The sequence below is a fragment of the Microcystis sp. M049S2 genome (assembly GCF_020245625.1).
GTDB lineage: Bacteria > Cyanobacteriota > Cyanobacteriia > Cyanobacteriales > Microcystaceae > Microcystis > Microcystis ichthyoblabe_A.
This window is the reverse complement of record NZ_JADBUN010000163.1, coordinates 1-26,940: the sequence shown is the minus strand read 5'-3', so window position 1 is coordinate 26,940 and position 26,940 is coordinate 1. Positions and strand designations below refer to the sequence as shown.

Below are 26,940 nucleotides of genomic sequence, written 5' to 3'. Positions count from 1 at the left end.
AGTCGCTTTTTCAGGCTTTAATTGTTAATTTTGTGCGGTTGATTAAGGATTTTTACTTACTTATTTAAACCCCAAAAAAACTGGATTTACATCCAGTTTTTCGGGTTCCTTGTTTTTTGGTTCATGAATAATGCAGGCTAATCAGCCGCTCCACCCCCTCCGCAGGCAAAAACGAATAGCAGAGAATTTCGTCCGCCTGCTGCCCAATCCGGTCTACCCGTCCTGCCCGCTGAATCAGACGAATAATCGCCCAGGGCAAGTCGTAGTTGAGAATGATGGCACAATCTTGCAAGTTTTGCCCCTCACTCAACACATCCGTCGCCACCAACACCCGTAATTGCTCGGCTGCTGGGATGGATTTTTCATTACTGATGGGGCTAAACCGCCAAGCCAGAGCCGTCGGGTCAGTCGATTGTCCAGTCGCCAAACCAATCTGAGTGATGCCCCGGGCCTGCAACGCTGTTGCCAGATAGCGAGCGGTATCGGCAAACTGAGTGAAAATTAGCACCTTATCTGTAGGATGTTGCTGTTGAAGCAAATCCACCAATGCTACCAGCTTGCCATCCTCAACTGGGTTCCAACTACCCGCCAGTTGCAAAATTCCAATCAAAGCAGCAGCATCTTCAGCAAGATGCTGCTGCAACTCTGGACGAAACAGATTGGCACGAATCCACTTAAATCGACGCGGGTATTGATCTCGGTATAAGCGATAGATCTCCGCTGCCCGTTGAGTAAAACTCTGCTGCGGGTCAATGTCTTCTTCATCCACAGCCTCAGTTGTCTCTTCAGAACTTTCCCAGTCCTGATTCAGGAGCGAATCGACCTCTTCATCGTTTCCCACCTCGTCCAGCAATGCGGCATCTTGGGTGCCAATCGGCAGAGGAAGATCGTGGGCGATCGCATGGAGATAGACATAATTCCGCAGAATATGTCGTTCCAACGACTGGATAAAGGCAGCACCGCTGCTCTCTAATCGCTTAAACAAATTCGTGCGGCAAAAGCCCATCAACCGCTGCCCCGCATGGGAAAGATTCTCTAGAATCTTGCGTTCCTCTTCTGTCAAAGTCAAAAGTGAAAAGTCAAAAGGCAAAAGTTTTTCTGATTCCTCACTTTTTACTTTTACCTTTTTACTTTTGACTTCCAAAACGTAGTTTCCCAATCCATAGCGGGGCAAATTGAGAGCGTTGATGATATCCACCACGCGATCGGCATATAGCCTGGCATAGGGATCGCTCTGGGGTTCTCCAATGATGAATCGAACCGTCTGAGGACGACGGTTCGGGAAATAGGATCGCCGCCCATCGGCAAATTCCAGATAGTACCGTTCCCCATCCTGTCTGGCATAGGTATTTTTGATAAAACTGCGGGTTCGCCGCACCATGTAGCGACTCATCAACTGCTGCCAGTCCTCCGGCTCTGGACTTTGCTCAAATGCCAAGAGCGATCGCACCGGGCTGGTGTTATGCCTGCGGCGAAACTGCATCTCACCGCCAATGCTGCGAATGTAGGCTTCTGGCTTAATGCCTAAATCGCCATCGGGACGCAAAAATAACTGCAACTGAGCCGACAAGTCCAGATAGGTCTTGTTGTAGGGGGTTGCTGTCAACAAAATACATCGACTGCCGCTCTGCTCAATGTAATCCTTGATGGCTTGATACCGCTTGCCCTCTTTGTTTCGCAGATTGTGACTTTCATCAATCAACACCAACCGAAACCGCGCTGGTACATTGGGCAATTCTTTTTCAACGCGGCTAATTGGCACCACCTTACCCCGCAAGCCATAGCGATCGATATAACCCTGCCACATTTTTTCCAGGTTCTTGGGGCAGATAATCAGCGTACTGGTGCCATAGTCTTCCTCGCAGAGATGGGCGATTGCGGTTCCCACCAAGGTTTTACCCAACCCCACCACATCGCCAATGATCACCCCATTACGCTTACTGACATGGTGTGCCGCAATCTGCACTGCCGCTTCCTGAAAGGGCAAAAGCCCAAAACTGGCAGGAGCGCAATACTGACTCAACCCATCTCGTGCTTCCTGGGACAGGTGATACGCCATTTTTAGATAGACCAAATAGGGTTTTAGCGATCGCCCAGCCCAGCTTTCATCGATAATTTCCGCTAATTGCTCCGTAATATCCAAGCAAAAGCGATCATCCCAACGCTTTTCAAACCACTGCTCCAGCTTACTTGTATCGTCCCGATCCACCACTTCCACATTTAGCTCACCCTGAGATCTCAGTCCAGAAAGGGTCAAATTACTGCTGCCCACATAGCCAATGATGGGCGTGGCGCGATCTCGGCGATAAATCAGATACAGCTTGGCATGGAGGGGATGCCGCAAAAACAACTTGACCTGCAATTTGTGGGCGAAGAGTTGCGATCGCAACCGATGCAAACCCTCCTCATCAGCAGCACTGGGAGCACCATAGGTTAGTTGCTCGCGGAACTCCTGTGCCATCAAGGTTTGTAACCGAATCGCCTGCCCCTGATCAATCCGATCTGGCTCAACCCCGATTGCTACCGCTTGCCGTAATTCCTCCTTCGGCAAACGGTACATCCCCACCAGCAATCGACAAGCCTGCCCCTCACTACCCTCAAACCGCTCAATATCGGCATCAATTTGTCGCCATCCCCGCAAATTAAAATAGCCCACACAGAAATCAGCACGGTAGGCTTGCTTCAGGTAATGTTGCAACTCAGGCAGGATGGGTTGCTCGATATTGTCGTAAATACTGGACATGGATTTTATACAGAGCAAGATTTTGGGCTGACGTGATTAATTATATTCGGCAGGTTTTCAATTGGCTAAACGCTACCCTTAACCTAAGCGGCACAACTATTGATTACACGGAAACTTTCTATATAACACTCTCTGGGGTAACGATATGGGTCAACTTTTTGTATGTCACTCCATTTAGGCGCAATCGCCAGAAACTTTCCCTATATTACGCCCAAAAGCCTGTTAGCCAGATTAGTTTACTGCAAACAATCTCCTTTAAGGAGACTGATCACAGAATCCTTCCAGAATTTTAGCAAATATTCTTATATCTGACTGCACTTTGTCACAAAATTTTACTATTATTTTGACAACTCTCAATGGTTGGAGAGAAAACATTGATCGCCAAGTCTGGTCAATTTTTGTCCAACGCATTTCAGGAAATGACCTAAATAAGTAGCTAGAGATAATTAATTACACATATTTAACCACCTCTTGCCTATTCTAACCAAGAAATTAATTTTGCACCACTACTTATTACTTAATTACTGCTTATTTTGTAATTTTATCACTAATTCGTGGAAAGGTTGCCAATCATCTTCATAGGTAATGGCTTCCCAAACCGATTCGATTAGCGGTCTAAGTAAAGCCGTTTTAGGATTATAATGCGTTAAGGTATCGCCAATTTCAGACAAGGAATCTAGGGGTAATTGATTTAAGACCAAACTATATAATTCTCGCCAACGTTGCCAATCAGCTTTTGGTAAATCCATATTTTCAAGAATTAGAGAACTATTTTCTCGCCAACCGTAATTAAATTGTTCACTTAATTGATAGAAAAATTCGTGATAACCGAGGCCAGTTTCTTGGAGAACTTCCACAGTTTTGCTAACCAGTAAAGCGGATTCGGGAGTAAAAATATCCTCAAAACCTAACTTTTTAAGCATCATTTTTTGATAATAAAAATTGTAATGCTGGTCATATTTAGCCAAAGCCATATCTAACTCTAACAAGGAGATGACCATCGACAGGGGAGATTGCAGTAACTCTAGATTTAAGCGACAGATAAAAGGCTGATTACCATAACTATAACGGCCGCCGTAGTCGAAATAGGCCGCCGTAAATTGGGGATTATAGGAAGGAATAAAAGCGTAGGGACCATAATCGAAACTTTCCCCAGTAATTGACATATTATCGGTATTAAGAACCCCATGACAAAAACCGGCGGCCATCCATTGGGCCGCTAATTTAGCGGTTCTTTCAATCAAAGCGGCGTAAAATTTTAAATAGCGATCGCTATCTTGGGGATTGATTTCAGGATAATAATAAATAATCACATGATCGAGGAGTCTTTTAATTAAATCGCTACGTTTAATATGAAATAAACGCTCAAAAGTCCCGAAACGAATATGAGAATTACTAACTCGAATCATCACCGAAGATCGCGTCGGGGAAGGTTCATCGCCGCGCCAGAGGGATTCCCCCGTTTCCACCAAACTCAGACAGCGAGAGGTATTCACCCCTAAACTGCGTAAAGCTTCCCCGGCTAAGACTTCTCTAACTCCACCCTTGAGAGTTAACCTACCGTCAGCATGACGGGAATAGGGGGTCCGTCCCGATCCTTTCGTACCAAAATCGTATAATTTGCCATCAATACCCCTAACTTGACCGTAGAGAAAACCGCGACCATCCCCTAAAAAAGGATTATACTCGCCAAATTGATAACCATGATAACGCAGGGCCAAAAAGGGGGTCAGGGATTGAAATTTACCAAAAGCCTCGATAAAATGCTCATCTAAGGTTAATTCTGGCTGAATTCCCACCAAAGGTAATAAAGCATCATTGCGAAAACGAAGGATATGACTGGGAAAATCCGCGGCTGCAACTTGATCGTAGTATTGGTCCCCCAAGTCCTGCATGGCGCTTTCGTAAGGGAGACTGAGAAAGGGATTGGTGAGATGGTCTGTCATAGTGGTGGTTTTGATCGAGCTTTGAGGCGATAAAGTGATAAAGATAGCCAAAAAATTTTCCTACTGAGACTATCAAACAGCGATGCCCGATTCTATTATGTATCAAGGGGACTATTTTCTTGTCCTTGAGGCCGATCAACCTGAACAATTCCAGACTCCCGACCAGTTGCGGGATAAGTTAAAAGATTTAATCACCGCAAAACCAGAGATTTGTCCCCGACAATTGGCGAAATTCTCTAGTTTTGAGGAAAAAGCTCTCTATCTGCGCGATAATTACTGCGAGTTAGACCTGGGTGAGGAGGGTTATTTACAATGGTATCTAGTGCGTTTGGAAAAATAAGGAAACCCATTATTAAGTAGTTAGGTGTTAAAAACTGTCAGACACCCCCCTTATCAAGGGGGGATTAAGGGGGGATCCATCTTCAATTTAATTATAACCAGCTACTTAGTTATTAAGGCAGAGGCAATCAGAGCAATTATCTTTTTAACTTTTTACTTTCTAACTTGACCATTATGGGAGAAATAGAAGATTTACTGGCACAAATGAAGGCAGAATACCAGAAACGGGATCAGGAAAAACCGATGCCGTCCCCTTCTTCTCGCCAAGAAAAAGATCGTTACCCAGCCGAATTTAAGGTTAATTATGCTGGCGATTCTGCTACCGATGCGCTTTTAAAAGCTTTAGCCTTAGAAAACCAAGAAAGGGAACAACAGGAGGCAGCGGAAAAAGAAAAAGCAGCGCTATTAAAACAGCAGCGCAAGCGAGAAGCTTTAACTAGAAAGGCGAAGCAATGGTTAGATAAATTAGATGCCAAATCGGAGGAAGGACGCTGGTTTGAGGAGTTTTCCTATGGCTACGATTCTCCTTTAGAAGCGGCGATTACCTATCTAGAAGCTTTGGGAGAAGTGGACATTTCTAAATGATCAGGTCTAATTTAAAGTTGTGGATAAATTGGCCGCATCAAAAACTCGATTATGCCACCAAATATTATCACCGGCTAGAATATTTGTGCCGTAACGGGGAACGATACCATAAACAGTGCCGGGGTCATAATCCAAAGCTTGACTGATGAGATTGTAGAGACGTTGTAGATCAAAACCCCGGGGGTCACAATGGGGATATTTTCCTTGATTAATCAGAAAACTATCCACGGCAAAATGGCTGACAATTTGCGGTAATTGTCCCGTTTGTAAGGCTGCGAGGAGATAATATTTCGCCGTTTGTTGGTATTGAAAATCGCTGTAACCGGGGAGGGTTTGCAAGCGTCCTTTGGTCAAACAGTGGGATCCCGGCGCCTGTACCAGTTCAATGTTAACGCTGGAGATAACCCGACGATTTCTTTCGGCAAAAACCGGCTGCAAGCGATCGCAATTAGGGTGAGATAGCTGCTGACAAATCGCTTCTGTTGCCCATAATGCGGTGCTTTTTGCCCCATCAAAGTAATTTATGGGATGTTGTTTGACTAAACGCCTAAAGACGGCTTCTGAAGGCGTATTTAACCAAATTCTTGCTCTTTTTTCTAACTCAGGGGCCGATCGCGTACTCAAAGGAACATCCGCTAAAGCAAGCGCAAAACCCTTGACGCGGATAGTTTCTGGGGTAAGTTGCCACAGTTGACGCACTAATTGATCTCTGGTGTCTGCGGGCAGCATTTCGGCCGCTTGTTCATAAAAAGTGGCAGTGGGACGGTGACGCTCAAAAAAAGGCCGGGCGATCGAGTCTAAAATATCTCTATCCCTGGAATTCGGTTTGCGGGGGATGTAAACATTGGGACCCAATTTCATCGGACCGCGAGCATATTTTTTCTGTTCTTCGATGTTACCCGCAGTCATACTCCAAGCTGTATCGTGGAGAATAAACAAAGGAGTGCGATCGAGGGTTAATTCGGTTTCTGGCGGGGCAATTTGCAAAAATTCGGCGATTTTCTGCTTTTCTAACTCATCTAGGCTCTTACCGGCTAAATTCTCCCCCACAGTGGAGGGATTAAAAATATTTATGGTGGCAGTGGAGAGACTAGAGGTATTCAGTTTTAAAATCAGTAGGGACAAGACCAAGCTAATCACCAAAGAAGTCACTCCCGATCGCCATTGTTCCGGGGGAAAGATAGAATATCTGGGGGGAGAAAATTGTCTTGATTTTTGCCGTCTTTGTCGATTCATCGAACCCTTTTAACTCGCTTTCCACCCATTGTATTGACTTTCTCGAAAAAGGGAATTAATACTAAATCCGTTGAGTATATGCTACATATCAGGATAGGCACTCTTGCAATAGGCAGCTTTATTCTCCCCACTTCCCCACTTCCCCACACCCCACACCCCACACCCTACACCCTACACATAATTACTGAGGAACCATTGAGTATTAAAAGCTCGATCGCAGGATATTTCTAGTAATCTTATCCCTGATTCTGGTAAAACTGCGATTTTTTCCTGAAAATCAGTCCAATCGCTGATTAAATGGTAATCGATACCGTAGGTGTGACAGAGTTGGCAAAAGTCGATATTTTGGGGAGTGGCAAAAAATTCTTCAAAGGGAGGGTCAAATTTGGCGATCGGCAACATCTGGAAAATGCCTCCCCCCTTGTTATTGATTAAAATTATGGTCAAGGAGCCAACAAAATATTTTTTGATTAAAAAACCATTTGTGTCGTGTAATAGGGCTAAATCTCCCGTTAATAGCAGACTAGGGACATTTTTATAAGCTATTCCTATAGCAGTGGAGAGGTTGCCGTCGATGCCATTGGCCCCGCGATTAAAATAGGGACGAATTTGGCGATCGCTAGGCGGGTTAAAAAATTCGGCATAGCGAACAGGCATACTATTAGAGATAAAGATCGGGGTGCGGGGGGGGAGGTATTGGGAGAGCAGCCAGGGGATTTTCCCTTCAATCAGTTTAGTTTCTGCTGCCAAAAGGCGATCGATAGTTAATCTGGCTTGCTGGTCGAATTTGTGCCATAATTGCCGATATTCTCGATTATTATCGGTTTTATCTGGGAATAAATCCCCTAATTGCTCGATATTTACCCTGAGATGTCTGGTTTTTCCCTGTAGAGGATCGTAATTATCGGGATGGGGATCGATAATCCAACGCGGACAGTCGATTTCTTCTAACCAGGTCCGTAATTCTTTGCTGGTGGGTAATTCGCCAATTTGTAGGACAACATCGGGGGTTAATTGGGTTCTAAGGGCAGGATTCCGCAATAATAAATCATAGGTGGTGATCAGATGGGGATTTAACCCTGCATAGTTTCGTAGAGGAGATAAAGCTTCTGCTAAGACGGGATATTGTTGCGATCCAGCTAAATTAGCGATCGCCTGACAGTAACTTTCAGGGTTTTGCGGGGAAGCTAATCCCGCGATGATAATTCCTTTGGAGGGTAAAGAAGGAATTTCGAGAATTGAGTGGTTAATGGCGATATTTTGCCGAGATATATGGCTAAAAAAAGCTTCTTGGTCAAAATTAGCCTCTAAATTGTTAATTTCTAGATCGGGAGTTGGTGCGAGGGGATCCCGAAATGGTAAGTTGAGATGCACCACTCCGGGGACAGGATCGAGACAGCGCCACCACGCGTGGATGATAGTTTGACGGAGATAGCGTAAACGATCGAGATTGGCACTAGGACAGCTAATTTCCGCTTGCCAGTTGGGATAATTACCGTAGAGTTTGACTTGATCGATAGTTTGACCAGCATGAGCATGACGCAATTCTGGGGGGCGATCGGCGGTTAGAATTAATAAAGGGACATGACTTTCTTTTGCTTCAATGACTGCGGGATAAAAATTAGCCGTGGCAGTGCCGGAAGTGCAGACTAAAACCACCGGTTGATATAATTGTTTGGCTAATCCCAGGGCAAAAAAAGCGGCCGAGCGCTCGTCTAAAATGGGAATAGCTTCAATCTGAGGATGTCTTGCCAAGGCTACCGTTAAGGGAGTCGATCGCGATCCGGGAGAAACCACCCCTATCTTCAATCCCAAACGGGCCAATGTTTCGACTAAAATAGAACCCCAAAGTGTATTAAGATTGCGAAAATCGATCGACATTTATTAGTTCAGTGGAAAAGGTTAGGGGACAATCGGTTAAAGAGTCTATACTGTTAACTATCTAAATTACTCGTTAAGACTGTCTATGAGCGGGGAAAAGGAGTTTGAGCATTTGTACTAAAATTCTCAATACGCAGTTTAAATGCAGTACAGTCTATTAATAAATTTAACATTGGCTGGAACTGGCCAAGAATAAGTTATTCCTGAGTCAGTCCTGATGAAAAAATTTTCACCCCCACAGATGAAAGAGGTTTCCTTTCCTACACCCCACACCCCACACCCTACACCCTCTTTCAAGTCAGTGATCCTAGTTAAGTTTACTCTCGATTCCCAGGCCAATTTATCCCTTTTAGGGTTCCCTTCTTGCTAAGTTTTAACCAGAAAACTTATAGGTTAATACCACATTAATATTAGCTGCCAGCAGCGCCAAGAATAACAGGAAAGTAAAGCGATCAATCCAGAATTTTTTAAAGAAACCAAAGATATCCTTGAGATAGAATACTCCCAGAATTGCCGCCGTACCGATCATAAAATAATAGCGACCGTAGGGAGAAGATAAGATCCATGCTGTCAAGTTGAGATGAATCGACCAAACTCCCAGAAAGATAAAAATAATTGAGGCAGTTAATCCGTCCGTTTCTTGGCGAAAATCATCGAGAAAGATGCCTAGAATAATAAACATAAACGGATAAAAAGGAATCATATACCAAGTAAAAAAGTGACTTTGCGCTCCCGTGGCAACTAAAATTAAGGTGTAGAGGATTACCGGTAAAGCGAGTAATCTAACTTGGGGACTAGCGGGATTTTTTCTGAGAAAGGGTAAGAGGGTTAACCAGCTAAAAATTAACCAACCATCCTCGAAAAATACCGTAGGAGTGGTTAGATATTTGACAAAGTTAAAGTCCTCAAAACGCAGGGATTGCTCTTGAAATATCTTACGAAAGAAATCGTAGTCATAGATGGCACCGTAGAGAAAATAGAGAGAGAAAAAGAAAGCACCGATCGCAGTTATATAAATGGCCTCTCGTCCTTGTTTTTCGTAAATCAAGAGGACAATTAATAATACTACTAAATAAATAGCTGTTACTTTGACTAAACAGGCTAAACCAGCTAAACAAGCGGCGATGTAGAGATATTTTTTCTGCTTAGTTTGATAGTATTGCCAATAAAGTAAGACAACCAATAAGCACAAAACAATCATTAAATTTTCACTAATAGCTAACCGAGAGAGAAAAACTGTATTAGGATTGGTGGCATAAATTAAACTAGCGATTATAGCGATCGATAGATTACTCAACTTGAGAGCGAGTAAATAGACCAAAACTATCGCAGCAATACCTAAGAGTAAAGAAGGGACTCTAATAATAGTTAAACTGCAATCAAAAAAAGTCTTTGCTCCTCCTAAAAGAGCAAATAAACCCACCAATAAACCAAATAAAGGAGGATGATCAAACCAGGGAGTCACCAAACGATAACGGATATTTTTCGCTTCCCAAACCACTGTAGGAAAATTATCCGTCGGACTTAACCATGACCAACTGGTGGGGATACCCGTTTGTAATAAACTCATGCCACTCCAAGCAAAAGCATATTCGTCAGCAGTCCAATTATCTGGAGGCAAAGAATCATAATTATGGATTCGCAAAAAAGCACCTAAAAAGGTGATAATTGCTGCAATCAACCAATGTTTATGGACAGTCAAAAAGCTGGGCATCGATTATTAAGGACAAGTGACAGTGACCAAATAATAGTCAGAATTTCATGGTATAATGGATAGGGTGATAATGACAGAAAAATCGGGATGATTAAAGTAAACAGACGTAAATTTTGCCAGTGGATCAGTCTGATCGGTGCAGGAGTCGGCCTGGCAGCGATTCTAGATAGAAAAAATATTTTTTCCCCCTCCACCGCTACAGCAATCATCCCCCCGCAACCCCCCCAAAATTCCTCTTTTCCCCCCCGACAAAGCTTTTCCTTTGAAACCGTCACTCTCGATCCTAGCGGTTTCGTGATCGAGCGCAATTCCCGCAGTGCCGAATACTACAGCGAAACTCTTGCGGGATTAGAGATGATTGCTATCCCTGCTGGCACTTTTATCATGGGGACACCGGACGGAGAAAAAGGAGACTTTACCGGTAGTGATAAACCCCAGCGCTTAGTCAAGGTGAACAGTTTTTACCTGAGTAAATACCCGATAACCCAAAAACAATGGCAAATTGTCGCTAATCTGCCCAAAATTAACCGCGATTTAAACCCCAATCCCTCCCACTTCCAAGGGGATAACCTACCCGTCGATAGCATCTCTTGGTATGATGCGATCGAGTTTTGCGATCGACTTGCCAGGGCCACCGGCAGAAACTATCGGCTCCCAAGCGAGGCACAATGGGAATATGCTTGTCGTGCCGGCACCACCACACCCTTCTACTTTGGTGCCACCCTTACCAGTGAATTCGCTAACTACTATGCCATTAAATTTCCCTACGCAGTGGAAAGAGAGAGCGAATTTCGAGCTAAAACCACGCCTGTAGGCAGTTTTCCCCCAAATGCCTTCGGATTATACGATTTACATGGCAGTTTATACGAATGGTGTGCCGATCCTTGGCATCGCAACTATAAAAATGCTCCCAACGATGACCAAGTATGGCCGGCCGATCCTAATAGCACCGGCAATCGTTATCGCGTCCTGCGTGGAGGTGGTTGGGGGACAGAATTGAGGGAATGTCGCTCCGCTAGTCGGGGCCAATTTAGCCCCGATAATCGCTATAGTGTATTAGGATTCCGCATCGCCAGTAGTTAGCTCAAATTTGCGGGTAAACTGTGCGTCTCTAAACCTGTTTTAGTCTGTGAGTGTAAGCGAGTGACCAACTGTCCACCCTATCCCTTTTTAACCACCCCCGTCGGCTCTTTGCAAATTCCTTTTTTAGAGCAAATTGAAGGAATTATTGGCAATAATAGTTATATTCTCAGAGATTCGCCGCAATTACTCAAATTATCTCTAGTTATTCCCACTTATAACGAGCGAGATAACGTTATTCCCCTAGTCGAGAATCTCAGTCAATTACTCGATCAAAAAATTCCCGATCAGTATGAACTAATTATCGTCGATGATGACAGTCCTGATCGCACTTGGGAATTAGCCAGCAAATTAACCCCAGATTACCCGCAACTGCGGGTGATGCGTCGTCAGGGAGAAAAAGGATTAGCGTCCGCAGTGGTGCGGGGTTGGCAAGGGTCAAGGGGTGAGATACTAGCAGTAATCGATGGAGATTTGCAACATCCCCCCGAAATTCTCTATAATCTCCTCGAAACTATCGAAAAAGGAGCCGATTTAGCTCTTGCTAGTCGTCACGTCGAAGGGGGAGGAGTGAGCGAGTGGAATCTGCTGCGAAGATTTCTCTCCCGCGGCGCTCAAATTCTTGGTTTAATTCTACTGCCAGAGGTGGTCGGTCGCGTCTCCGATCCCATGAGCGGTTACTTTATGGTCCGCCGTCAAGCGATCGCCGGTCTGATTCTCAATCCCACCGGTTACAAAATTTTACTAGAAGTCATCGGCAAAGGCCGCATCGAAACCATCGGAGAAGTGGGTTATGTCTTCCAAGAGCGGCTAGAGGGGGAAAGTAAGGTAACTTGGAAACAATGGCTAGAATATATCTTCCATCTGCTGCGTTTGCGCTCTCAAAGGCCATTAAGGTTTTTAGATGCAATTGTCAATCTACCTTTAGATAGATTTATTCGCTTCGGTTTAGTGGGATTAACCGGGGTTTTTGTCGATATGGCTTTCCTCTATCTTCTCAGTGATCCCGCCGCTTTGGGTTGGGGATTAACCCGCAGTAAAATCATCGCCGCCGAATTAGCAATTATTAATAATTTTATCTGGAATGATCGCTGGACTTTTGGCGATTTATCCGCTCGTCAACGGGGTTGGAATAAACGCTGGAAAAGATTTTTCAAGTTCAATTTGATCTGTTTAGCCGGTTTAATTTTAAACGTACTGCTGCTCAACCTTCTCTTTAACGGTTTAGGAATTAATCGCTATCTAGCTAACTTCATCGCCATCGCTATCGTCACGGTTTGGAACTTTTGGGTTAATCTTAAACTCAGTTGGCGGGTGACAAAATAGCCAGCCAGAAGCAAGAAAATGGTTGGCCAAAATTGAGATGCGTTTACCCTGTTGTCCATAGCATTTGAGACCCGCTTACTCCACCCTATGATCCTGATTACAGAAAAAATTTACCAGTCTATTTTCACCCACGCAGAATCCACCTATCCCGAAGAATGTTGTGGGTTACTCCTAGGAAAAATTACCGAGACAGCAGCCGAAGTTATCAGCATACAAGCAACAGAAAATAACTGGTCAGGCAATAGAAAAAACCGATTTAGTATTGCCCCAGAAGTGCTTTTACAAGCTCAAAAATCGGCCCGGGAAAACCAGCTAGAAATTATTGGTATCTATCATTCCCATCCCGATCATGCCGCCATTCCCTCGGAAATTGATCGCCAATTAGCCTGGTCAGGATATACTTATGTAATTGTCTCCGTAGTTTCAGGGCGAGCGATCGATTTACAAGCTTGGCAACTAGACGAGCGCGAACAATTTCAAATCCAACCTCAAGAATTAAAATGTTTTTGACATCGCTTGAGAACAAAAAAGAAAGGCTGGGGAAAGTTTTTAAAATCCATAATTCCCAGCACCGTATTATCATCTACTTTCCGAAAAGAGTCATTAATCGGCAAATAATCATAAATCATCGTGGCGCTGACTTTGCCCCGATATTCCATCATTCGCAGTCTAGCCTGACTTGTCTGCGTTTTCAGCAAGGAGTTGGTCAGCATCAGTAAAGGTTTCAGAGAATTATTTTTCAGTATCGGCAGCTTCAAAATCCAGTTCATGGCCGTGGGATTGGGTGCCACCTTAAAAATTTTTCCCTGACCATCTAAAAATAACAGGGGGTGGACATTCTCAGTATCAACAAATTCTTTACCATACCAATTAGATGCCTCTAATAAACCATCCATGGGGTGATTTGTCTCAAGTCCAGAACCTTGCCAAACACCGAGCATAAAGTCTAAACTCACGGGTTCGAGAGCGTCAAACAATTGTAAAGCTCTTTCTGTCGTCGTTTTACCAGCCTTAAGAATCGACTGGCAGCTTTCTAATTCTATTGTTTCCATTGTTTCGCTCGTCTTTTGTCCTGACCATAATATTATAGCTTCTCAGCCAGAGGTTGGGGGATTGCCCCTCGGTTAAAATCACCAAACATCCGACATATCTTAACTCAATGGGTCATCGTATCGCTTTAGGGTTTCCAGCCATTCACTCATTTCTTCCTTGATGGTTTCTTTCAGTTCTTGCAAATCATCTTTATCTATAATCTTAAGACCGTTTCTAGTGGCCAATCCTATAATTAATTACAGGGTCGGAGAACTTGCCTTCTGCAAAAGTCCCATTTATCCCATCTACCCAACTAATCAATTCCATCATAGACAAGACCTTCCTGCTCCCCCACACGCCAAAAATATGTCTCAAAAGCCGATTTATCTAGATTGCCACGCCACGACACCCCTAGATCCGCAAGTTCTGGCGGCGATGTTGCCCTATTTTACCGAACACTTTGGTAATGCCAGTAGTATTAATCATGTCTATGGTTGGACAGCCGAGGCCGCGGTTAAACAGGCACGAGAAACAATCGCCGCTGCTATTAATAGTAGCCCCGAAGAAATTATTTTTACCAGTGGAGCAACAGAGGCCAATAACCTGGCTATCAAAGGGGTTGCCGAAGCTTATTTCGCCAAGGGACGGCATATAGTTACGGTGATGACAGAACATCGGGCCGTTTTAGATCCCTGTCATTATCTGGAAAAATTGGGTTTTGAGGTGACAATTTTACCCGTCGGGGCTGATGGCCTAATTGACTTGGAATTATTAGAAAAATCTTTACGTCCTGACACGATTTTGCTGTCAATTATGGCCGCTAACAACGAGATTGGGGTGATTCAACCTTTAGCGGCAATTGGGGCGATTTGTCGCCAGTATCAGGTGCTTTTTCATACGGACGCAGCCCAAGCAATCGGGAAAATTCCCCTAGATGTGGAGGAAATGAATATAGATCTAATGTCCTTAACTGCCCACAAAGTCCACGGACCAAAGGGAATCGGTGCGCTGTACGTCCGGCGCCGAAACCCCGGAGTCCGTCTCGCCGCTCAAATTCAAGGGGGAGGCCAGGAAAAAGGACTGCGATCGGGGACACTGTTTACACCACAAATTGTCGGTTTTGCCAAGGCGGTAGAATTGGGCATCAAAGCGATTGAAGAAGATACCGGCTACTTAAATCAGTTAAAAGCCCGTTTATGGGAGATTATCAGTCAATTAGACAGAATTTATCTCAATGGTCATCCTAGCCAAAGATTAGCGGGAAATTTGAATATTAGTATTGAAGGGGTGGACGGTGCGGCGTTATTGTTAGGATTACAGCCAATAGTGGCGCTTTCCTCCGGTTCTGCCTGTTCTTCTAGCCATACCGCCCCCTCTCACGTTTTAACTGCCTTGGGTCGCCCCGAATCTCTTGCTTATGCTTCCCTGCGCTTCGGGTTGAGTCGTTTTAATACTTTAGAAGAAATTGAACTGGTGGGGGAACAGGTGGTTTTAACGGTTAATTCCCTCCGCAAGGCCAAAAATTTTTGACGTTTCGGCTCCTATCCACAAGTTAGTTTCGGTCTAGGTTTGAAAAATTCCGGAAAAGGTTTCTATGATTGCCTTTGACTGATTGCCGTGCCGGTTAATAACACTGATGCTTGGTTTTCAGTCCAGTGAATCATCCAACTCGGTTGTAATCCCAAAACAATAATAAATAAAGCCAAAGCAATTTCGGGAAATCTTTCGGGCCAGGTACTGCGAGGAATGCGCGATAATTCAGGGGTTAAACGACCAAAGAAAACCCGATTAATCATCAGGAGAAAATATACTGCGGTTAAACCACTAGCAACCAAACATAAGAGCGTTTGTATCGGAAAAATCGGGAAACTGCCACGAAAGACCAAAAATTCGGCGATAAATCCCACCATTCCGGGGATGCCGGCGCTGGCCATGGCCGCTAAAATCATTAACATTCCCGTGATTGGTAAACCTCTTTCTGGATTTAATAAACCGCGTAGATAATCCACATCCCGGCTGCCGGTTTTTTTATACACTACTCCCACCAACAAAAATAACAAAGCGGAAATTAAACCGTGACTAATCATCTGCAAAATCGCCGCAGTGATGCTTAATCTGGTGGTGGCCGCCGCCGCTAGTAAAATATAGGCCATGTGGGAAATGGAAGAATAGGCGACCACTTTTTTCATATCCTTTTGGGCAATAGCGCAACTGGCCCCGTAGAGGGCGCTGATAGCTGCTATTGTTGCTAACCAAGGGGCGAGAGTCACCCAAGCATCGAGGAATAAACCGACTCCAAAGCGCAGCAGTCCATAGGTTCCTAATTTGAGTAATATTCCCGCTAAAAGCACAGAAACGGGGGTAGATGCTTCGACGTGGGCATCCGGTAGCCAAGTATGAAAGGGAAAAATCGGGATTTTGATGGCTAATCCAATCAGAAGGGGGATGAGGAGCAGTAATTGGGTTTTAACGTCTAAATTGTTCGATAAAAGGGGGTTATAGGCGAAATTATTAGCACCAGTTAGCCAAACTAAGCCAAGGAAAGAGATTAGCACTAAAAAGCCTGAAATTGCCGTGTATAATAAAAATTTCATGCCCGCATAACCGCGTCTTTGACCCCCCCAAATGGCAATGAGAAAGTAAAGCGGGACGATTTCTAATTCGTAAAATAGGAAAAATAACAGTAAATCCTGCGCTAGAAAGGCCCCCGCTACTCCGGCATTGAGTAACAAGAGCAGAGAATAGTAAAATTTCGGACGGTTAACCTCTGTGCCACTAGCATAAAGAGCAATTATTGTCAAGATGCTGTTAAGAAAAAGTAATGAGAATGACAATCCATCAACACCGAGGGCATAATTGAAACCGAGGAAATTAATCCAAGGCAGATTAACCGTGAACTGCATTTGCGGGTTACTAGGGTCAAATTGCCAGCCAAGGAGAATATTAAGCAGTAAGAGAACGACAGAAAGAGTTAGAGCTAATCCTCGCACTTTTTTCGCCTCTAGAGGCGTGTAGGCAATCAGTATCGCCCCTATAATCGGTAGCCAAATAAAAGCGTTGAGCATTCTTTAATGGGCATGATAAACCTTCCCATTATTGCCTGAGCGGTCAATCTTTAGCAAGATAGCTATCAACTTTTAAGTAGGGAGGCACAATCATTTGTAGGATGGGTTAGCGGTAGCGTAACCCATCGGGGCGTTGGGTTTCATGCTTCAGCCCAACCTACGTTCATCTTATATTTAATTCCACCCACCTACTTAACATTCATTTTTGAAATAACTATATCTGGTTTTTCCCGTTTCTGTGTGCAGAGCAGAAGAATAGGGATAATTTTCCAGAAATATAGTCTTCAAAACCTTGCCTAGCAAGACTCCTACGAATGATAAGCACTGATTATCACACAAATTCCAGAAAAGCCAAAGTTCTAATCATTAGGTGTGTTATTAATATTTATTAAGTTTTAGATAATTATCTTAAGTTTTAGTTAATTATATTAAGTTTCAGTTAATTATATTACGTTTCAGTTAATGCCGAGAAAATATGCTAAATTGATGGTCAAGGTTAAAGGGGGGTGCAAAGCCAATCGCCTCTTACCCTTCTCAGAAACAGAAAAACTAGGCAACTGATACTAATTTTTAACAGTCGTAACTAACATCTGAAAATTCCGATTAGATCATGTGGCTGGTACGGAAGTAGAAGAAAGACAGGAGCTTTTGTGTCCTGTATAAACGGTCTTTATCTGTCAAGCTGTGCCTAGGGAGAGTTATCTTTCTCGACCCAATTGTTTAAGTGAACTTAATCCAACTAAAAGGAGAATACCATCATGGATGAAGAAACTAAAAAGATTCAGCCTGAAATCGAGAACTTGAATCTCGACGAAATTGATGTTGAAGAACTGGAAAAACGCCTTGAGTTAGCTGCATCACCAGTAAACGAACTAGCAGTAGCTGGAGGAGAAATTCGCATAACTCCAGGAGAAATTTACATTCGTTGGGACTAAAAACTGCAATTAGCTAACAAATTGTAAATTGTAGGGATCATCTCATTTATGCAAGTGAGTAATTATACTTGTCCATAAAACTGGTTTTTAGTAAGGCTTTCAAAATAGTTTGACATAAAACCTGATTTAGGGGTTACAAAGGTGAGATGCTCCCAAATTGTAAAATTGTTGTAAATTGTTTGATTTAGAATAGCTTACTTTAGGGAGAGTGATTAAAGAGTACAGCAACAGATAAAGATTACTCTTAACCCCAATTAAGCTATTCTGTTTTTTATCTAATTAGGATGGTGAATATGAATGATTTAGAAACTTTGATGTTAGAATTTCAAGGAGCAATTGAGATAATAGCCAAGGAAAAATATCGATTACAGGCTTTATGGACAGAAAAGCTGCTAAGAAATAATTTAGATGATAACCCGCAAATAGCTATAGATCAGCAAGGTTTTTTTATCTATTTATTTATCAAAGCCTTTCCTACTTTAGAGATTGATGACATTAGGATATTGGCTCTAGCCAGTCAGTTTTTTGCTAATTCTGTTGTGTTGTGTGATGAAGTAATAGATCAAGCATCTAGCGGTATAAATATAGCTAGTGTACTAGGAATGCAAGCAAGGCAATTTGAATCCTATCATTTACTTTATCAAATATTTCCGCCTAATACAACTTTCTGGCAAAGGTTTCGAGGTTATTTATCTCAATACACTCAAGCTTGTCTTGAGGAAAATGATTTTATTTCAGGAAAACGTACTTGGAGTGAATATACAGAATCAGTTGCCATTCAAAGTATTAAGGATAAAACCGGAGTGGCTAAAACTGCGATTGCCGGCTTGGTAGAATTAGCTGAAGATGATACTTACTTAGACTCTTTGGGAGAATCGATTAGTAATTTTTATGTCGCTGTTCAAATGCTCGACGATCTTTTTGACTGGAAAGAAGATTTACAAACTGGAATTCCCTCTTTATTGCTGTCTCGCCTAATAGATAAATCACCGCACCAATACAGCCAGGAAGAATTAGAAGAATTACGAAAAAAATTAAATCATAAAATTTATTATCAAGGACATGCTAATTATGTCTTAGAACTTGCCTTAAAATATCTTGATCAGGCAGAAATATTAAAAGAAGAATTGCCAGAACTACTCTGGTGGAATGTGACCTCAAAACTACGGCACAAATGTCAGACATTAATTGAAGACATAGCTGGCATCGTCCAGAAAAACCTAGAACGTGCTAAAAAACAGCCGAAATTTACTTTAACCCCGCCTCTGGCTGCAAGTGAATGGCAACAACTCGCCTGGGATGGGTTGAATTTTATTATCAAACAGTGGCAGTTAGGCTTTGGGGAAGCTAGACACATCATGGTATTTGCCCAAGAGCAAGGATTTAGTTCTTCTCAAGAATACCAGTATGGAGATGTGTTTCAAAGAGCATTAATTGCCGATGCTTTATGTGATGTCGATGAACAGTTAGGCGGGTTACTCCAGCCGTTACTAAAAGAAGAAGTAAACTATCTCCTGAACTGTCAGCGAACAACAGGAATTGGGGGGTGGAGTTATTTTCCTGATTTGCCAGAATTGTCACCCGATGCCGATGATTTAGCACAGATAATGCAGGTTTTATTACGTTTGGATCATACCGCAGAAATTGTAAAATTCTGCGAAACTCCTTTGAAATTTCTTTTAGAAGATTGTGCCTATCCTGATGGTAGTTTTGAAACCTGGATTATCCCCAAAAATCAGCGGACTCCAGAACAAGAAAACCAAGCTAAGTGGGCAAAAGAGGCTTGGGGAACTGGACCTGATACCGATGTAATTGCTAATTTAGTCTATGCTCTTTGGTTGTACGATTCACAACGTTTTTCTGATCAAATTAAACAGGGAATTACCTATTTAGAATCTCAACAACAGGCTGACGGTAGTTGGTTGAGTAGTTGGTATCACGGTCCCTATTATGGCACTTACGTCTGCTTGAGATTGTTAGCCGCTACTAAACCGGATTCACCGGCGATTTCCCGCGCCTCGAACTTTTTGAAAACTCAGCAACATTCTGATGGAGGTTGGGGACTGACAGAGGATAGTGATTCCCTTAGTACAGCCCTATCTTTGTTAGGATTGGCGGCTGTCGCCAAGCTGGGGGGAGGTGAGGAGAATAACAATTTAGCTACTCCAGCTTTGTCATTTCTGCAAAGTTGTCGGCAACCAGATAAAGCTTGGGAAAATTGTCAATTTATTCGCATGGAAGTGGGGCGTGCTACTGGTCAAGTTTATCAAATTCTTTCCTATGGCAGCCGCACCATAACTAGCACCTTCGTGATGAAAGCCGCTAATGTTTGGCATCAACTGAGCAGACAGACTATTTTATAGGGAAATCAGGGAAAACTTGCACCAACTATGAACAAATTGCCAGACATCCAGGGAATTCAAGAACGACTGATAGTTGATACATCTGAAGGTCGTCCAGTTTATCTATTAGCAGTGGGAACAAATCCCACCTATATTAGACTGTCATCTACTTCCTATTACCTTTTGGAACAGCACAGCTTGGGGGTTTCCTTCGAGTCAGTGGCTGAAGATCTTAATAAAAAAGGACAGCAGGTATCGCCCGCTCAAGTTGAAGCGGCTTATCATAAAGTACTAGGACAAATTCATGAAATTGAGCGCAATCCTAAGTCAAAGCGGTCAGAATTTTTCTTCCGATTTCCCCTACTGCCGAAAAGTTGGGTTCGTCCCATCGCAGCTTCTCTTTCTTTTGCCTTTTCTAAAATTAGTGTCTATTTTTTGCTAGGTTTCATGGCACTAGCCGTTGCTATTGCTCCCCATAATGATTTTAAGCTAGAAGTTACACCAGATGGCTTGTTCTGGGGCTATTTACTATTTCTATTTTCCTTGATAATTCATGAATTAGGTCATGCGAGTGCCTGTAGCCGTTATGGTAGTGAACCCAGTGATATTGGGTTTACTTTCTATCTGATTTGGCCAGCTTTTTATAGTGATGTTAGTTCCGCTTGGCGACTCAAGCGTTGGCAAAGAGTAATTGTCGATATCGGCGGCGTATTTTTCCAGTTGGTAGTTGCTGCTGTTTATGTTATAATCTATAAATTTACTGATTTACTCGCCTTTAAACTCGCTCTCTTGATGATTGTGGGCAGTTGTCTATTTACCCTCAATCCAGTCTTTAAGTTTGATGGCTATTGGTTCCTTGCTGATGCTTTGGGGGTGACAAATTTAGCAGCGCAACCTTTACGCATTTCTCATTATTTCTTGAATAAATTCAGGAAACGTCCAGTAAAACCTTTACCTTGGCCTCCCATAATTTTGATAATTTTAACTTTATATACTTTCCTTAGTTTTTCTATTTGGGGATATTTTCTTTGGTTCATTTTTCCTCTCTTCTGGCAAGAATCACTCAAGTATCCCCAAGCAGTAGTTTCAATTACTTCTAAGCTTTGGCATTGGCCTCCTATTTTGGGTTTAGAAGAATTAAAAGCTTTTGCTACTTCAACTTTTCTGCTTGCCATTTTTGGCTTGATGGTATGGCGTTTAATTCAAGCCCTAATTAATCTAAAATTCCGCCGTCAAACTGAATCAGGAGGGAACCAATGAAAATTTTTGATTATTGGCAAATTGCCAGTCAAAATCTCCTCAAAAATAAACTGCGTAGTAGCCTGACTATGCTAGGAATTATTGTGGGCAATGCTTCCGTCATCACCTTATTTGGAATTGGTCAGGGAACAGAAAATTTAGCGGCCCAGCAGTTTCAATCCTTGGGAACTAATGTTTTATTTGTCGTCCCTGATGTCAGCGATGGTTGGGGGACTACTTATCAAAAACCGAGAAGTTTAGTATTAGAAGACGCTAGGGCGATTGCCACTCAAGTGCCGGCCGTGTCAGAAGTTGCTCCTGAAATTCAATCGACCGAAGTTGCAAATTACGGCAGTAAAACCTTTGAGACTCGTGCTATTGGCACCACACCGGAATATCTCTCGGTGCGAAATTTTGATGTAGCTAAGGGGCGATTTTTGAATGAATCAGATATTGAAAGCAATAATTTAGTCGTGACTTTAGGGCCAGAATTGGCAACAAAATTATTTAACCAAGAAAATCCTCTAAATCAATACGTGCGGATTAGAAATATTGATTTTCGCGTTATTGGAGTGATGAAACCGAAAGGTTCAGTATTAGGAACCAATTTAGATGATGTTGCCATGATACCAGTTACTACAATGGCTAATCGCCTGACTGGAAGAAACTCTTCTGCTGGTATAGAACTATCCTTTATTTCCTTTTCAGCACGAGATAAAACCAGAGTAGAAGCCGCCCTATTTCAAGTAAGAAATCTACTGCGACAGCGCCATCAGGCTTATGACTTTAGCATACAAACTCAAAAAGATTTGTCAGCAACTGCCGACCGGATTGCCAGCGCCCTGACTTTATTCTTAGTAGCGATCGCCAGTATCTCTCTTTTCGTCGGCGGCATTGGTATCATGAATATTATGCTGATTTCTGTAAGTGAGCGCACTTCAGAAATTGGACTACGAAAAGCAGTAGGAGCATCTGGCCGCCAGATTCTCATACAGTTTCTTATTGAAGCAGTTATCCTTTCGGTACTTGGGGGGTCAATCGGCGCTTTTGTGGGAGTCGGCGGCAATATCCTCGTTGCTAGTTTTACTCCCCTCAAAGCTAGCATTTCTCCTCTAGTGATTGCTTTAACTTTAGGTGTGTCGGGAAGCATCGGACTATTTTTCGGAGTCGCCCCTGCCCGACAGGCAGCCCGACTAGACCCAATTGTCGCCTTGCGGAGTATATAAAACCTAACTATGCAAGTTCCAGTGATCCCCAAAATTACCCTCAAGCTCCCCCGTACCTGGACGATGGGAATCCTCACCGTCGGCATCATCGGCAGCACTGCTACAGTTTACCTAACATCGCGCCATCCCGCTGCTCCCACAGACATCAATCACCTCACGGTTGCCGTCAAACAAGAGAACCTTACCTTAGAAATTCAAGCCAGCGGCAGAGTCAGACCGATTGAAAGCGTTAATATCAGTCCCAAAACTTCCGGGCGTTTGACAGAACTTCTTGTGGAAAAAGGAGATCGGGTCAAGGAAGGGCAAGTTATCGCCCGCATGGAAGATACAGAAATTCGCACCCAACTAATAGAAGCGCAGGCTAACCTCAGTCGTCAGGAAGCCCGTCTGGCTGAATTGCTGGCGGGCAGCCGCCCTGAGGACATCGCCCAGGGTCTTGCCCGTTTGAGCCAAACCGAAGCCCGTCTCGCTCAATTACTGGCGGGCAGCCGCCTTGAAGACATTGCCCAAGCTCAAGCTCAACTAGAAGCAGCCCAAGCCAAAGAAAGACTCGCCATCGCTAGACTGGAGAGGAACCGACAGCTTTTAGCCGATGGAGCGATCGCGCAAGATCAACTAGATGAAGCCACTGCCGATGCTGAGAGTGCTGCCGCTAACAGCCAAGAAGCGATCAACCAATTAGCTAAACTGAAAAATGGCAGCCGCCCCCAAGAAATTGCCCAGGCGCGTGCCGAAGTTGCTGAAGCTAAATCCGCACTAACAGAATTGGAAAATGGCAGCCGCCCCCAAGAAATTGCCCAAGCGAGGGCAGAAGTCGCCGTAGCCAAAGCTCAAGTTTTGCGGGTTCAATCCCAAATGCAAGATAGCGTGGTTGTGGCTCCCTTTTCGGGCTTGATTACTCAACGCTACGCCAGCATCGGTGCTTTTGTCACCCCAACTACTTCCGCTTCTAGTAGTGCTTCTGCTACTTCCACTTCCATTGTTGCTTTAGCCACGGGATTGGAGATTCTCGCCGAACTTTCAGAAGTAGATATTAGTAAAATAAAAGTCGGACAAATGGTGCAAATTCGTACTGATGCCTATCCGCAAAAAGTCTTTCAAGGTAGAGTTCGCTTGATTGCCCCAGAAGCGGTCAGGACTAATAATGTCACCTCTTTTCAGGTACAGATAGCAATTGAAACGGGACAGGAAAAACTTCTGTCGGGAATGAATGTGAGACTGACTCTTTTAGGGTCCTCAATTCCTCAGGCTTTAGTTGTACCAAATGTCGCTGTTTTAACTCAAAATGGCAAGACCGGCGTCTTAGTTCCTAACCAGGAGAATAAACCTAAATTCCGTCCAGTGACTCTTGGCCCAGTCATCGGCGATAAAACTCAGGTTCTTAATGGGGTTAAGGTTGGAGAGCGGGTATTTATCGACTATCCTGAAGATTCTCCTTAGAGTATCTGTTTAGATCAGCTATAATTATCATCTGGGGCTTGACTCGGTGTCAAAAAAGTTTCAGCTAATTTAATTAAAGTGGTTCGATTAATCTTACCCTGGCGACTTTTTGGTATCTCTGGTAATTTTATCCAATGTTTCGGCAGTTTATAATTGACTAATTTATCTTTAATCTGGGATTGAATAATTGTCTGGTTTATCTGAGAATTAACGGGTACATAAAAAGCGACAATTACCTGTCCCCATCGAGAATCTGGCAACCCTAAAACCACCACATCTTTAACTAAATTAGTTTGTCTAATGGCAGTTTCTACCTCAAGAGGATAAACATTTTCTCCTCCGGTAATTATTTTTTGACTATCCCGACCAATAATATATAAATAACTACTTTCATCCAAGTAACCTAAATCATCGGTCTCGAAGTAGCTTGCTTGATTAAGATGGGGATAATAGCCTAAAAATAAAGATTTCGCTTCAATAATAATCTTCGGGTTATCGGGATTAATTTTTATCTGAGCATGGGGTAATAGCTGTCCACTACTATTATTTCCTCGTCGAAAATCTTCTGGTTTAAGAGTGACAATTTGTGAGGCAGTTTCCGTCATTCCATAGGTGGGAGATAGGGAAATATTATATTCTCTAGCTTTTTCTAGTAAAGATGGCCATGCAGGGGAACCTCCTAGGAAAACTGTTTTAAAATTGGCTAACCAGCGAGGATCATTTTCTAGAAAAAATTGTAATTGACTGGGGACTAAGGAGATAAAATAATCTTGAAGATTGAGATTATTTATGCGCTTTTGTTTGATTTTATGGTAAGGAATAACAGCAAAATTTCCCCCTGTTAAAAAACTTCTCAGAAACTGCATTAAACCACTAACATGATATAAGGGCAGTAGGCAAAAAGAGTTAACCCGCTCGACTTGAAAATATTCAGAGAAACCTTTAACAGAAGCAGTTAAAGTTAACCAGTTATGGATAGCAAAGCGAATTTTTCCCGAGGTTCCGCCTGTGGGTATCATCAGAGAATTAGTCAAAGGATTGACAGGAGGAGAATTATGGTGATAAACCTTGATATTTTCACCAAAAATATAATCGGGTTGCACCAGAGAGAAAACCTGTTGCCATTCGTTATTTTTCCAGTCGGGATTAGCTAAAAATAAGCAACTTTTTGACCTGACGGCAGCCAAGAATATTGCTAAAAATTTAAGGGGATTGCCTTCAGCAAGCAGTATAGTTAATCGAGGATTATCTGCGGCGATAAATTGCCGACAATAGGACTGATATAATTGATAAAATTTCTGGCTATTGTATCCATATAACCAATCTTTTTGACTGAGATATGCTAATTGTTTGCTGATGTCGTCCACAGTTTTTCTAACCAATTGGGGTCACTATTATTAAACCATTGTTGCACACCAAAACCTAAAGCTCGCTCCTTTCTGGGGTATTCTTGTGCTAGACGTAAAGCGGATTTTCTGCCGATATTAGTTTCTAAAACGGAGGAAAATACTAAATCTAAGGGATATTTTTCCCAGAGATGTCTTAACCCTTGGATTGAACCGGTAATAGCAGGTTTAATCACAAAAATTCCTCGCCATCCCCGTTGATAACATTCCTCTATTTGTCGAAGATTGCCTAGGGATTCATCTAAGGCAATACCTGTGGTAAAATCTTGACTTAATTGCAACATTTCTAACCAGTGAGACGGGGGTAAAGGTTGTTCGATAAATTCAATTATTTTAGATTCATCGGCAATTTTTAACCAGATTTTACTCTCAGCAATACTTAGTCCCCCATTGGCATCTAAACGCAATTTAATCTTCCTGGGTAATCGGTCAATTAATTTTTCAAATAAGGTTAACTCTTGCTTGAGAGAATTGACCGCAATTTTCCATTTATAAGTATTAGTTTTATTAGCGGCTAAAATATCATCTAGACTGGTAAATACTGCTGCACCAGTGGGTAATAAATAACTATAGTTTTTTGGTTCTAATTCTCTTGATTGATTCTCTATACTTAAATCTTCTAAAGCTGATTCAAAGGCAAATTGACAAGCGGGAAATTGTTCGGGAATAGAAAAAATTGAAGTTATTGATAGGGGATTTTCGAGACTTTGACAAAATGATATTGCTGCCGATAATGTTTCTGAACCAAATTCAGGTAAAGGAGCAATTTCTCCCCATCCAATACGTCCATCTTCCGCTTCTAAGCGAATAATAATTCCTTCCCTAATTTGCCAGAGTCCGTGATGGGTTTGTAGGGGACGCAGCAAAGGACGCTGATAAACACGAAATTGCCAGAAATACATGATTAACTATAAGTAGTCGTGAAAATTAATTTCCTAGTCGAGATAGGAGACCTTTCAGTGATCAGTAAACAGTAATCAGTCAAAGGCTGCAGCTCAATTTTATAGAACTATCCATATCATATTTTGGGCTTGTAAGTAAGTAATCTCAATTAATTGTTAAGTAGGGAGGCACAATTATTTGTAGGATGGGTTAGCGGTAGCGTAACCCATCGGGGCGTTGGGTTTCATGCTTCAACCGTTCGGCGGTTCGGCTGAGCGTTCGACTGAGCTCACGCCGAAGTCTCACCGTCGAAGCCTGAGCTCACGGCCGAAGCCCAACCTTGTATATCGAGAGAGGTGGTAGACCGTCCCAACCTTGGTCGGAAAAGACCGCTTCGTAGCAAGGGTCACCACCATAATCTCCCTGACAAAACTCGAACAGTCGCCGGGGTCGTGGCGAAAACAATCAATTTTTAAGCTAAGAGACCGTATCGGGCAAGGATGAGTAAAATCAAGGGGATGCT

19 protein-coding genes and 2 pseudogenes are annotated in these 26,940 nt (G+C 43.0%); 11 read left to right on the top strand and 10 right to left on the bottom strand.

All coding sequences use genetic code 11. The annotated features are described in order from the left end of the window. Nucleotides 1-121: 121 nt before the first annotated feature. Nucleotides 122-2,743: a helicase-related protein gene (locus IM496_RS14425; protein ID WP_287662325.1), complete on the bottom strand. Its 2,622-nt coding sequence runs from the start codon at nt 2,741-2,743 to the stop codon at nt 122-124. 521 nt (nt 2,744-3,264) lie between these two features. Next, the gene (locus IM496_RS14420; RefSeq protein WP_287662323.1) at nt 3,265-4,689 is read right to left on the bottom strand and encodes a protein adenylyltransferase SelO; all 1,425 of its coding nucleotides are present in this window, start codon (nt 4,687-4,689) and stop codon (nt 3,265-3,267) included. A gap of 82 nt (nt 4,690-4,771) precedes the next feature. On the opposite strand from IM496_RS14420, the gene IM496_RS14415 reads away from it, so the two are divergent. Further along, the gene (locus IM496_RS14415; protein WP_002781847.1) at nt 4,772-5,029 is read left to right on the top strand and encodes a CRR7 family NDH-1 assembly protein; all 258 of its coding nucleotides are present in this window, start codon (nt 4,772-4,774) and stop codon (nt 5,027-5,029) included. 173 nt (nt 5,030-5,202) lie between these two features. Next, nucleotides 5,203-5,613, top strand: a complete 411-nt coding sequence (locus tag IM496_RS14410) for a salt stress protein, Slr1339 family (protein ID WP_287662321.1) — start codon at nt 5,203-5,205, stop codon at nt 5,611-5,613. 6 nt (nt 5,614-5,619) lie between these two features. On the opposite strand, the gene IM496_RS14405 is transcribed toward IM496_RS14410, so the two are convergent. The 3 genes from IM496_RS14405 to IM496_RS14395 all read right to left on the bottom strand — a co-directional run bounded on the left by IM496_RS14405 (nt 5,620) and on the right by IM496_RS14395 (nt 10,444). After that, nucleotides 5,620-6,849, bottom strand: coding sequence for a hypothetical protein (locus IM496_RS14405; protein WP_287662320.1), 1,230 nt, complete (start codon nt 6,847-6,849; stop codon nt 5,620-5,622). Between the two features lie 171 nt (nt 6,850-7,020). Next, nucleotides 7,021-8,730: a 2-succinyl-5-enolpyruvyl-6-hydroxy-3-cyclohexene-1-carboxylic-acid synthase gene (gene menD / locus IM496_RS14400; RefSeq protein WP_287662319.1), complete on the bottom strand. Its 1,710-nt coding sequence runs from the start codon at nt 8,728-8,730 to the stop codon at nt 7,021-7,023. A 373-nt stretch (nt 8,731-9,103) separates the two neighbouring features. Continuing rightward, nucleotides 9,104-10,444, bottom strand: coding sequence for an ArnT family glycosyltransferase (locus IM496_RS14395; RefSeq protein ID WP_287662318.1), 1,341 nt, complete (start codon nt 10,442-10,444; stop codon nt 9,104-9,106). Between the two features lie 87 nt (nt 10,445-10,531). Between IM496_RS14395 and IM496_RS14390 the strand changes: the two genes are divergently transcribed. The 3 genes from IM496_RS14390 to IM496_RS14380 all read left to right on the top strand — a co-directional run bounded on the left by IM496_RS14390 (nt 10,532) and on the right by IM496_RS14380 (nt 13,360). Continuing rightward, complete coding sequence (locus IM496_RS14390) at nt 10,532-11,527, top strand: formylglycine-generating enzyme family protein (RefSeq protein ID WP_287662317.1); 996 nt, start codon at nt 10,532-10,534, stop codon at nt 11,525-11,527. 60 nt (nt 11,528-11,587) lie between these two features. Next, nucleotides 11,588-12,850: a glycosyltransferase gene (locus IM496_RS14385; RefSeq protein ID WP_287662316.1), complete on the top strand. Its 1,263-nt coding sequence runs from the start codon at nt 11,588-11,590 to the stop codon at nt 12,848-12,850. 87 nt (nt 12,851-12,937) lie between these two features. Then, on the top strand, nt 12,938-13,360 hold the full coding sequence (locus tag IM496_RS14380; RefSeq protein ID WP_185238727.1) for a M67 family metallopeptidase: 423 nt from the start codon (nt 12,938-12,940) through the stop codon (nt 13,358-13,360). Here IM496_RS14380 and IM496_RS14375 read toward each other — a convergent pair. Then, nucleotides 13,339-13,902: a DUF4334 domain-containing protein gene (locus IM496_RS14375; RefSeq protein ID WP_287662315.1), complete on the bottom strand. Its 564-nt coding sequence runs from the start codon at nt 13,900-13,902 to the stop codon at nt 13,339-13,341. The two genes, IM496_RS14380 and IM496_RS14375, sit on opposite strands and share 22 nt — an antisense overlap. 99 nt (nt 13,903-14,001) lie before the next feature. Then, nucleotides 14,002-14,103 (bottom strand): annotated as a pseudogene (locus IM496_RS22435) (recombinase); the annotation flags it as partial. A gap of 145 nt (nt 14,104-14,248) precedes the next feature. On the opposite strand from IM496_RS22435, the gene IM496_RS14370 reads away from it, so the two are divergent. After that, nucleotides 14,249-15,412: a cysteine desulfurase family protein gene (locus IM496_RS14370; RefSeq protein ID WP_287662313.1), complete on the top strand. Its 1,164-nt coding sequence runs from the start codon at nt 14,249-14,251 to the stop codon at nt 15,410-15,412. A gap of 62 nt (nt 15,413-15,474) precedes the next feature. Here the strand turns inward: IM496_RS14370 and IM496_RS14365 are convergent, their stop codons facing one another. Continuing rightward, complete coding sequence (locus IM496_RS14365) at nt 15,475-16,947, bottom strand: NADH-quinone oxidoreductase subunit M (RefSeq protein WP_287662311.1); 1,473 nt, start codon at nt 16,945-16,947, stop codon at nt 15,475-15,477. A 758-nt stretch (nt 16,948-17,705) separates the two neighbouring features. On the opposite strand from IM496_RS14365, the gene IM496_RS14360 reads away from it, so the two are divergent. From IM496_RS14360 to IM496_RS14340, 5 genes are all read left to right on the top strand, one after another. Continuing rightward, nucleotides 17,706-17,882 carry a hypothetical protein gene (locus IM496_RS14360; RefSeq protein WP_194015380.1) on the top strand — a complete coding sequence of 59 codons (177 nt, stop codon included), beginning with the start codon at nt 17,706-17,708 and terminating at the stop codon, nt 17,880-17,882. 293 nt (nt 17,883-18,175) lie between these two features. After that, a complete protein-coding gene (locus IM496_RS14355; RefSeq protein ID WP_287662309.1) occupies nt 18,176-20,245 on the top strand; it encodes a prenyltransferase/squalene oxidase repeat-containing protein in 2,070 nt (689 codons plus the stop codon). A gap of 27 nt (nt 20,246-20,272) precedes the next feature. Then, on the top strand, nt 20,273-21,484 hold the full coding sequence (locus tag IM496_RS14350; RefSeq protein WP_287662308.1) for a M50 family metallopeptidase: 1,212 nt from the start codon (nt 20,273-20,275) through the stop codon (nt 21,482-21,484). Next, complete coding sequence (locus IM496_RS14345) at nt 21,481-22,689, top strand: ABC transporter permease (protein WP_194015374.1); 1,209 nt, start codon at nt 21,481-21,483, stop codon at nt 22,687-22,689. Before IM496_RS14350 ends, IM496_RS14345 begins: the two co-directional genes overlap by 4 nt. A gap of 9 nt (nt 22,690-22,698) precedes the next feature. Then, a complete protein-coding gene (locus IM496_RS14340; RefSeq protein ID WP_287662306.1) occupies nt 22,699-24,129 on the top strand; it encodes an efflux RND transporter periplasmic adaptor subunit in 1,431 nt (476 codons plus the stop codon). Between the two features lie 27 nt (nt 24,130-24,156). Here the strand turns inward: IM496_RS14340 and IM496_RS14335 are convergent. Both IM496_RS14335 and IM496_RS14330 read right to left on the bottom strand, forming a co-directional pair. Next, a pseudogene (locus IM496_RS14335) lies at nt 24,157-25,496 on the bottom strand (2-succinylbenzoate--CoA ligase). Continuing rightward, on the bottom strand, nt 25,472-26,437 hold the full coding sequence (locus IM496_RS14330; protein ID WP_194015368.1) for an o-succinylbenzoate synthase: 966 nt from the start codon (nt 26,435-26,437) through the stop codon (nt 25,472-25,474). Before IM496_RS14330 ends, IM496_RS14335 begins: the two are co-directional and overlap by 25 nt. Nucleotides 26,438-26,940 lie beyond the last annotated feature (503 nt).

Coding starts and splice junctions, on each gene's coding strand:
- IM496_RS14360 (WP_194015380.1), top strand. CDS start 17,706: ATGGATGAAGAAACTAAAAAGATTCAGCCTGAAATCGAGAACTTGAAT.
- menD (WP_287662319.1), bottom strand. CDS start 8,730: ATGTCGATCGATTTTCGCAATCTTAATACACTTTGGGGTTCTATTTTA.
- IM496_RS14410 (WP_287662321.1), top strand. CDS start 5,203: ATGGGAGAAATAGAAGATTTACTGGCACAAATGAAGGCAGAATACCAG.
- IM496_RS14340 (WP_287662306.1), top strand. CDS start 22,699: ATGCAAGTTCCAGTGATCCCCAAAATTACCCTCAAGCTCCCCCGTACC.
- IM496_RS14370 (WP_287662313.1), top strand. CDS start 14,249: ATGTCTCAAAAGCCGATTTATCTAGATTGCCACGCCACGACACCCCTA.
- IM496_RS14355 (WP_287662309.1), top strand. CDS start 18,176: ATGAATGATTTAGAAACTTTGATGTTAGAATTTCAAGGAGCAATTGAG.
- IM496_RS14420 (WP_287662323.1), bottom strand. CDS start 4,689: ATGACAGACCATCTCACCAATCCCTTTCTCAGTCTCCCTTACGAAAGC.
- IM496_RS14365 (WP_287662311.1), bottom strand. CDS start 16,947: ATGCTCAACGCTTTTATTTGGCTACCGATTATAGGGGCGATACTGATT.
- IM496_RS14390 (WP_287662317.1), top strand. CDS start 10,532: ATGATTAAAGTAAACAGACGTAAATTTTGCCAGTGGATCAGTCTGATC.
- IM496_RS14345 (WP_194015374.1), top strand. CDS start 21,481: ATGAAAATTTTTGATTATTGGCAAATTGCCAGTCAAAATCTCCTCAAA.
- IM496_RS14405 (WP_287662320.1), bottom strand. CDS start 6,849: ATGAATCGACAAAGACGGCAAAAATCAAGACAATTTTCTCCCCCCAGA.
- IM496_RS14350 (WP_287662308.1), top strand. CDS start 20,273: ATGAACAAATTGCCAGACATCCAGGGAATTCAAGAACGACTGATAGTT.
- IM496_RS14415 (WP_002781847.1), top strand. CDS start 4,772: ATGCCCGATTCTATTATGTATCAAGGGGACTATTTTCTTGTCCTTGAG.
- IM496_RS14380 (WP_185238727.1), top strand. CDS start 12,938: ATGATCCTGATTACAGAAAAAATTTACCAGTCTATTTTCACCCACGCA.
- IM496_RS14330 (WP_194015368.1), bottom strand. CDS start 26,437: ATGTATTTCTGGCAATTTCGTGTTTATCAGCGTCCTTTGCTGCGTCCC.
- IM496_RS14375 (WP_287662315.1), bottom strand. CDS start 13,902: ATGGAAACAATAGAATTAGAAAGCTGCCAGTCGATTCTTAAGGCTGGT.
- IM496_RS14425 (WP_287662325.1), bottom strand. CDS start 2,743: ATGTCCAGTATTTACGACAATATCGAGCAACCCATCCTGCCTGAGTTG.
- IM496_RS14395 (WP_287662318.1), bottom strand. CDS start 10,444: ATGCCCAGCTTTTTGACTGTCCATAAACATTGGTTGATTGCAGCAATT.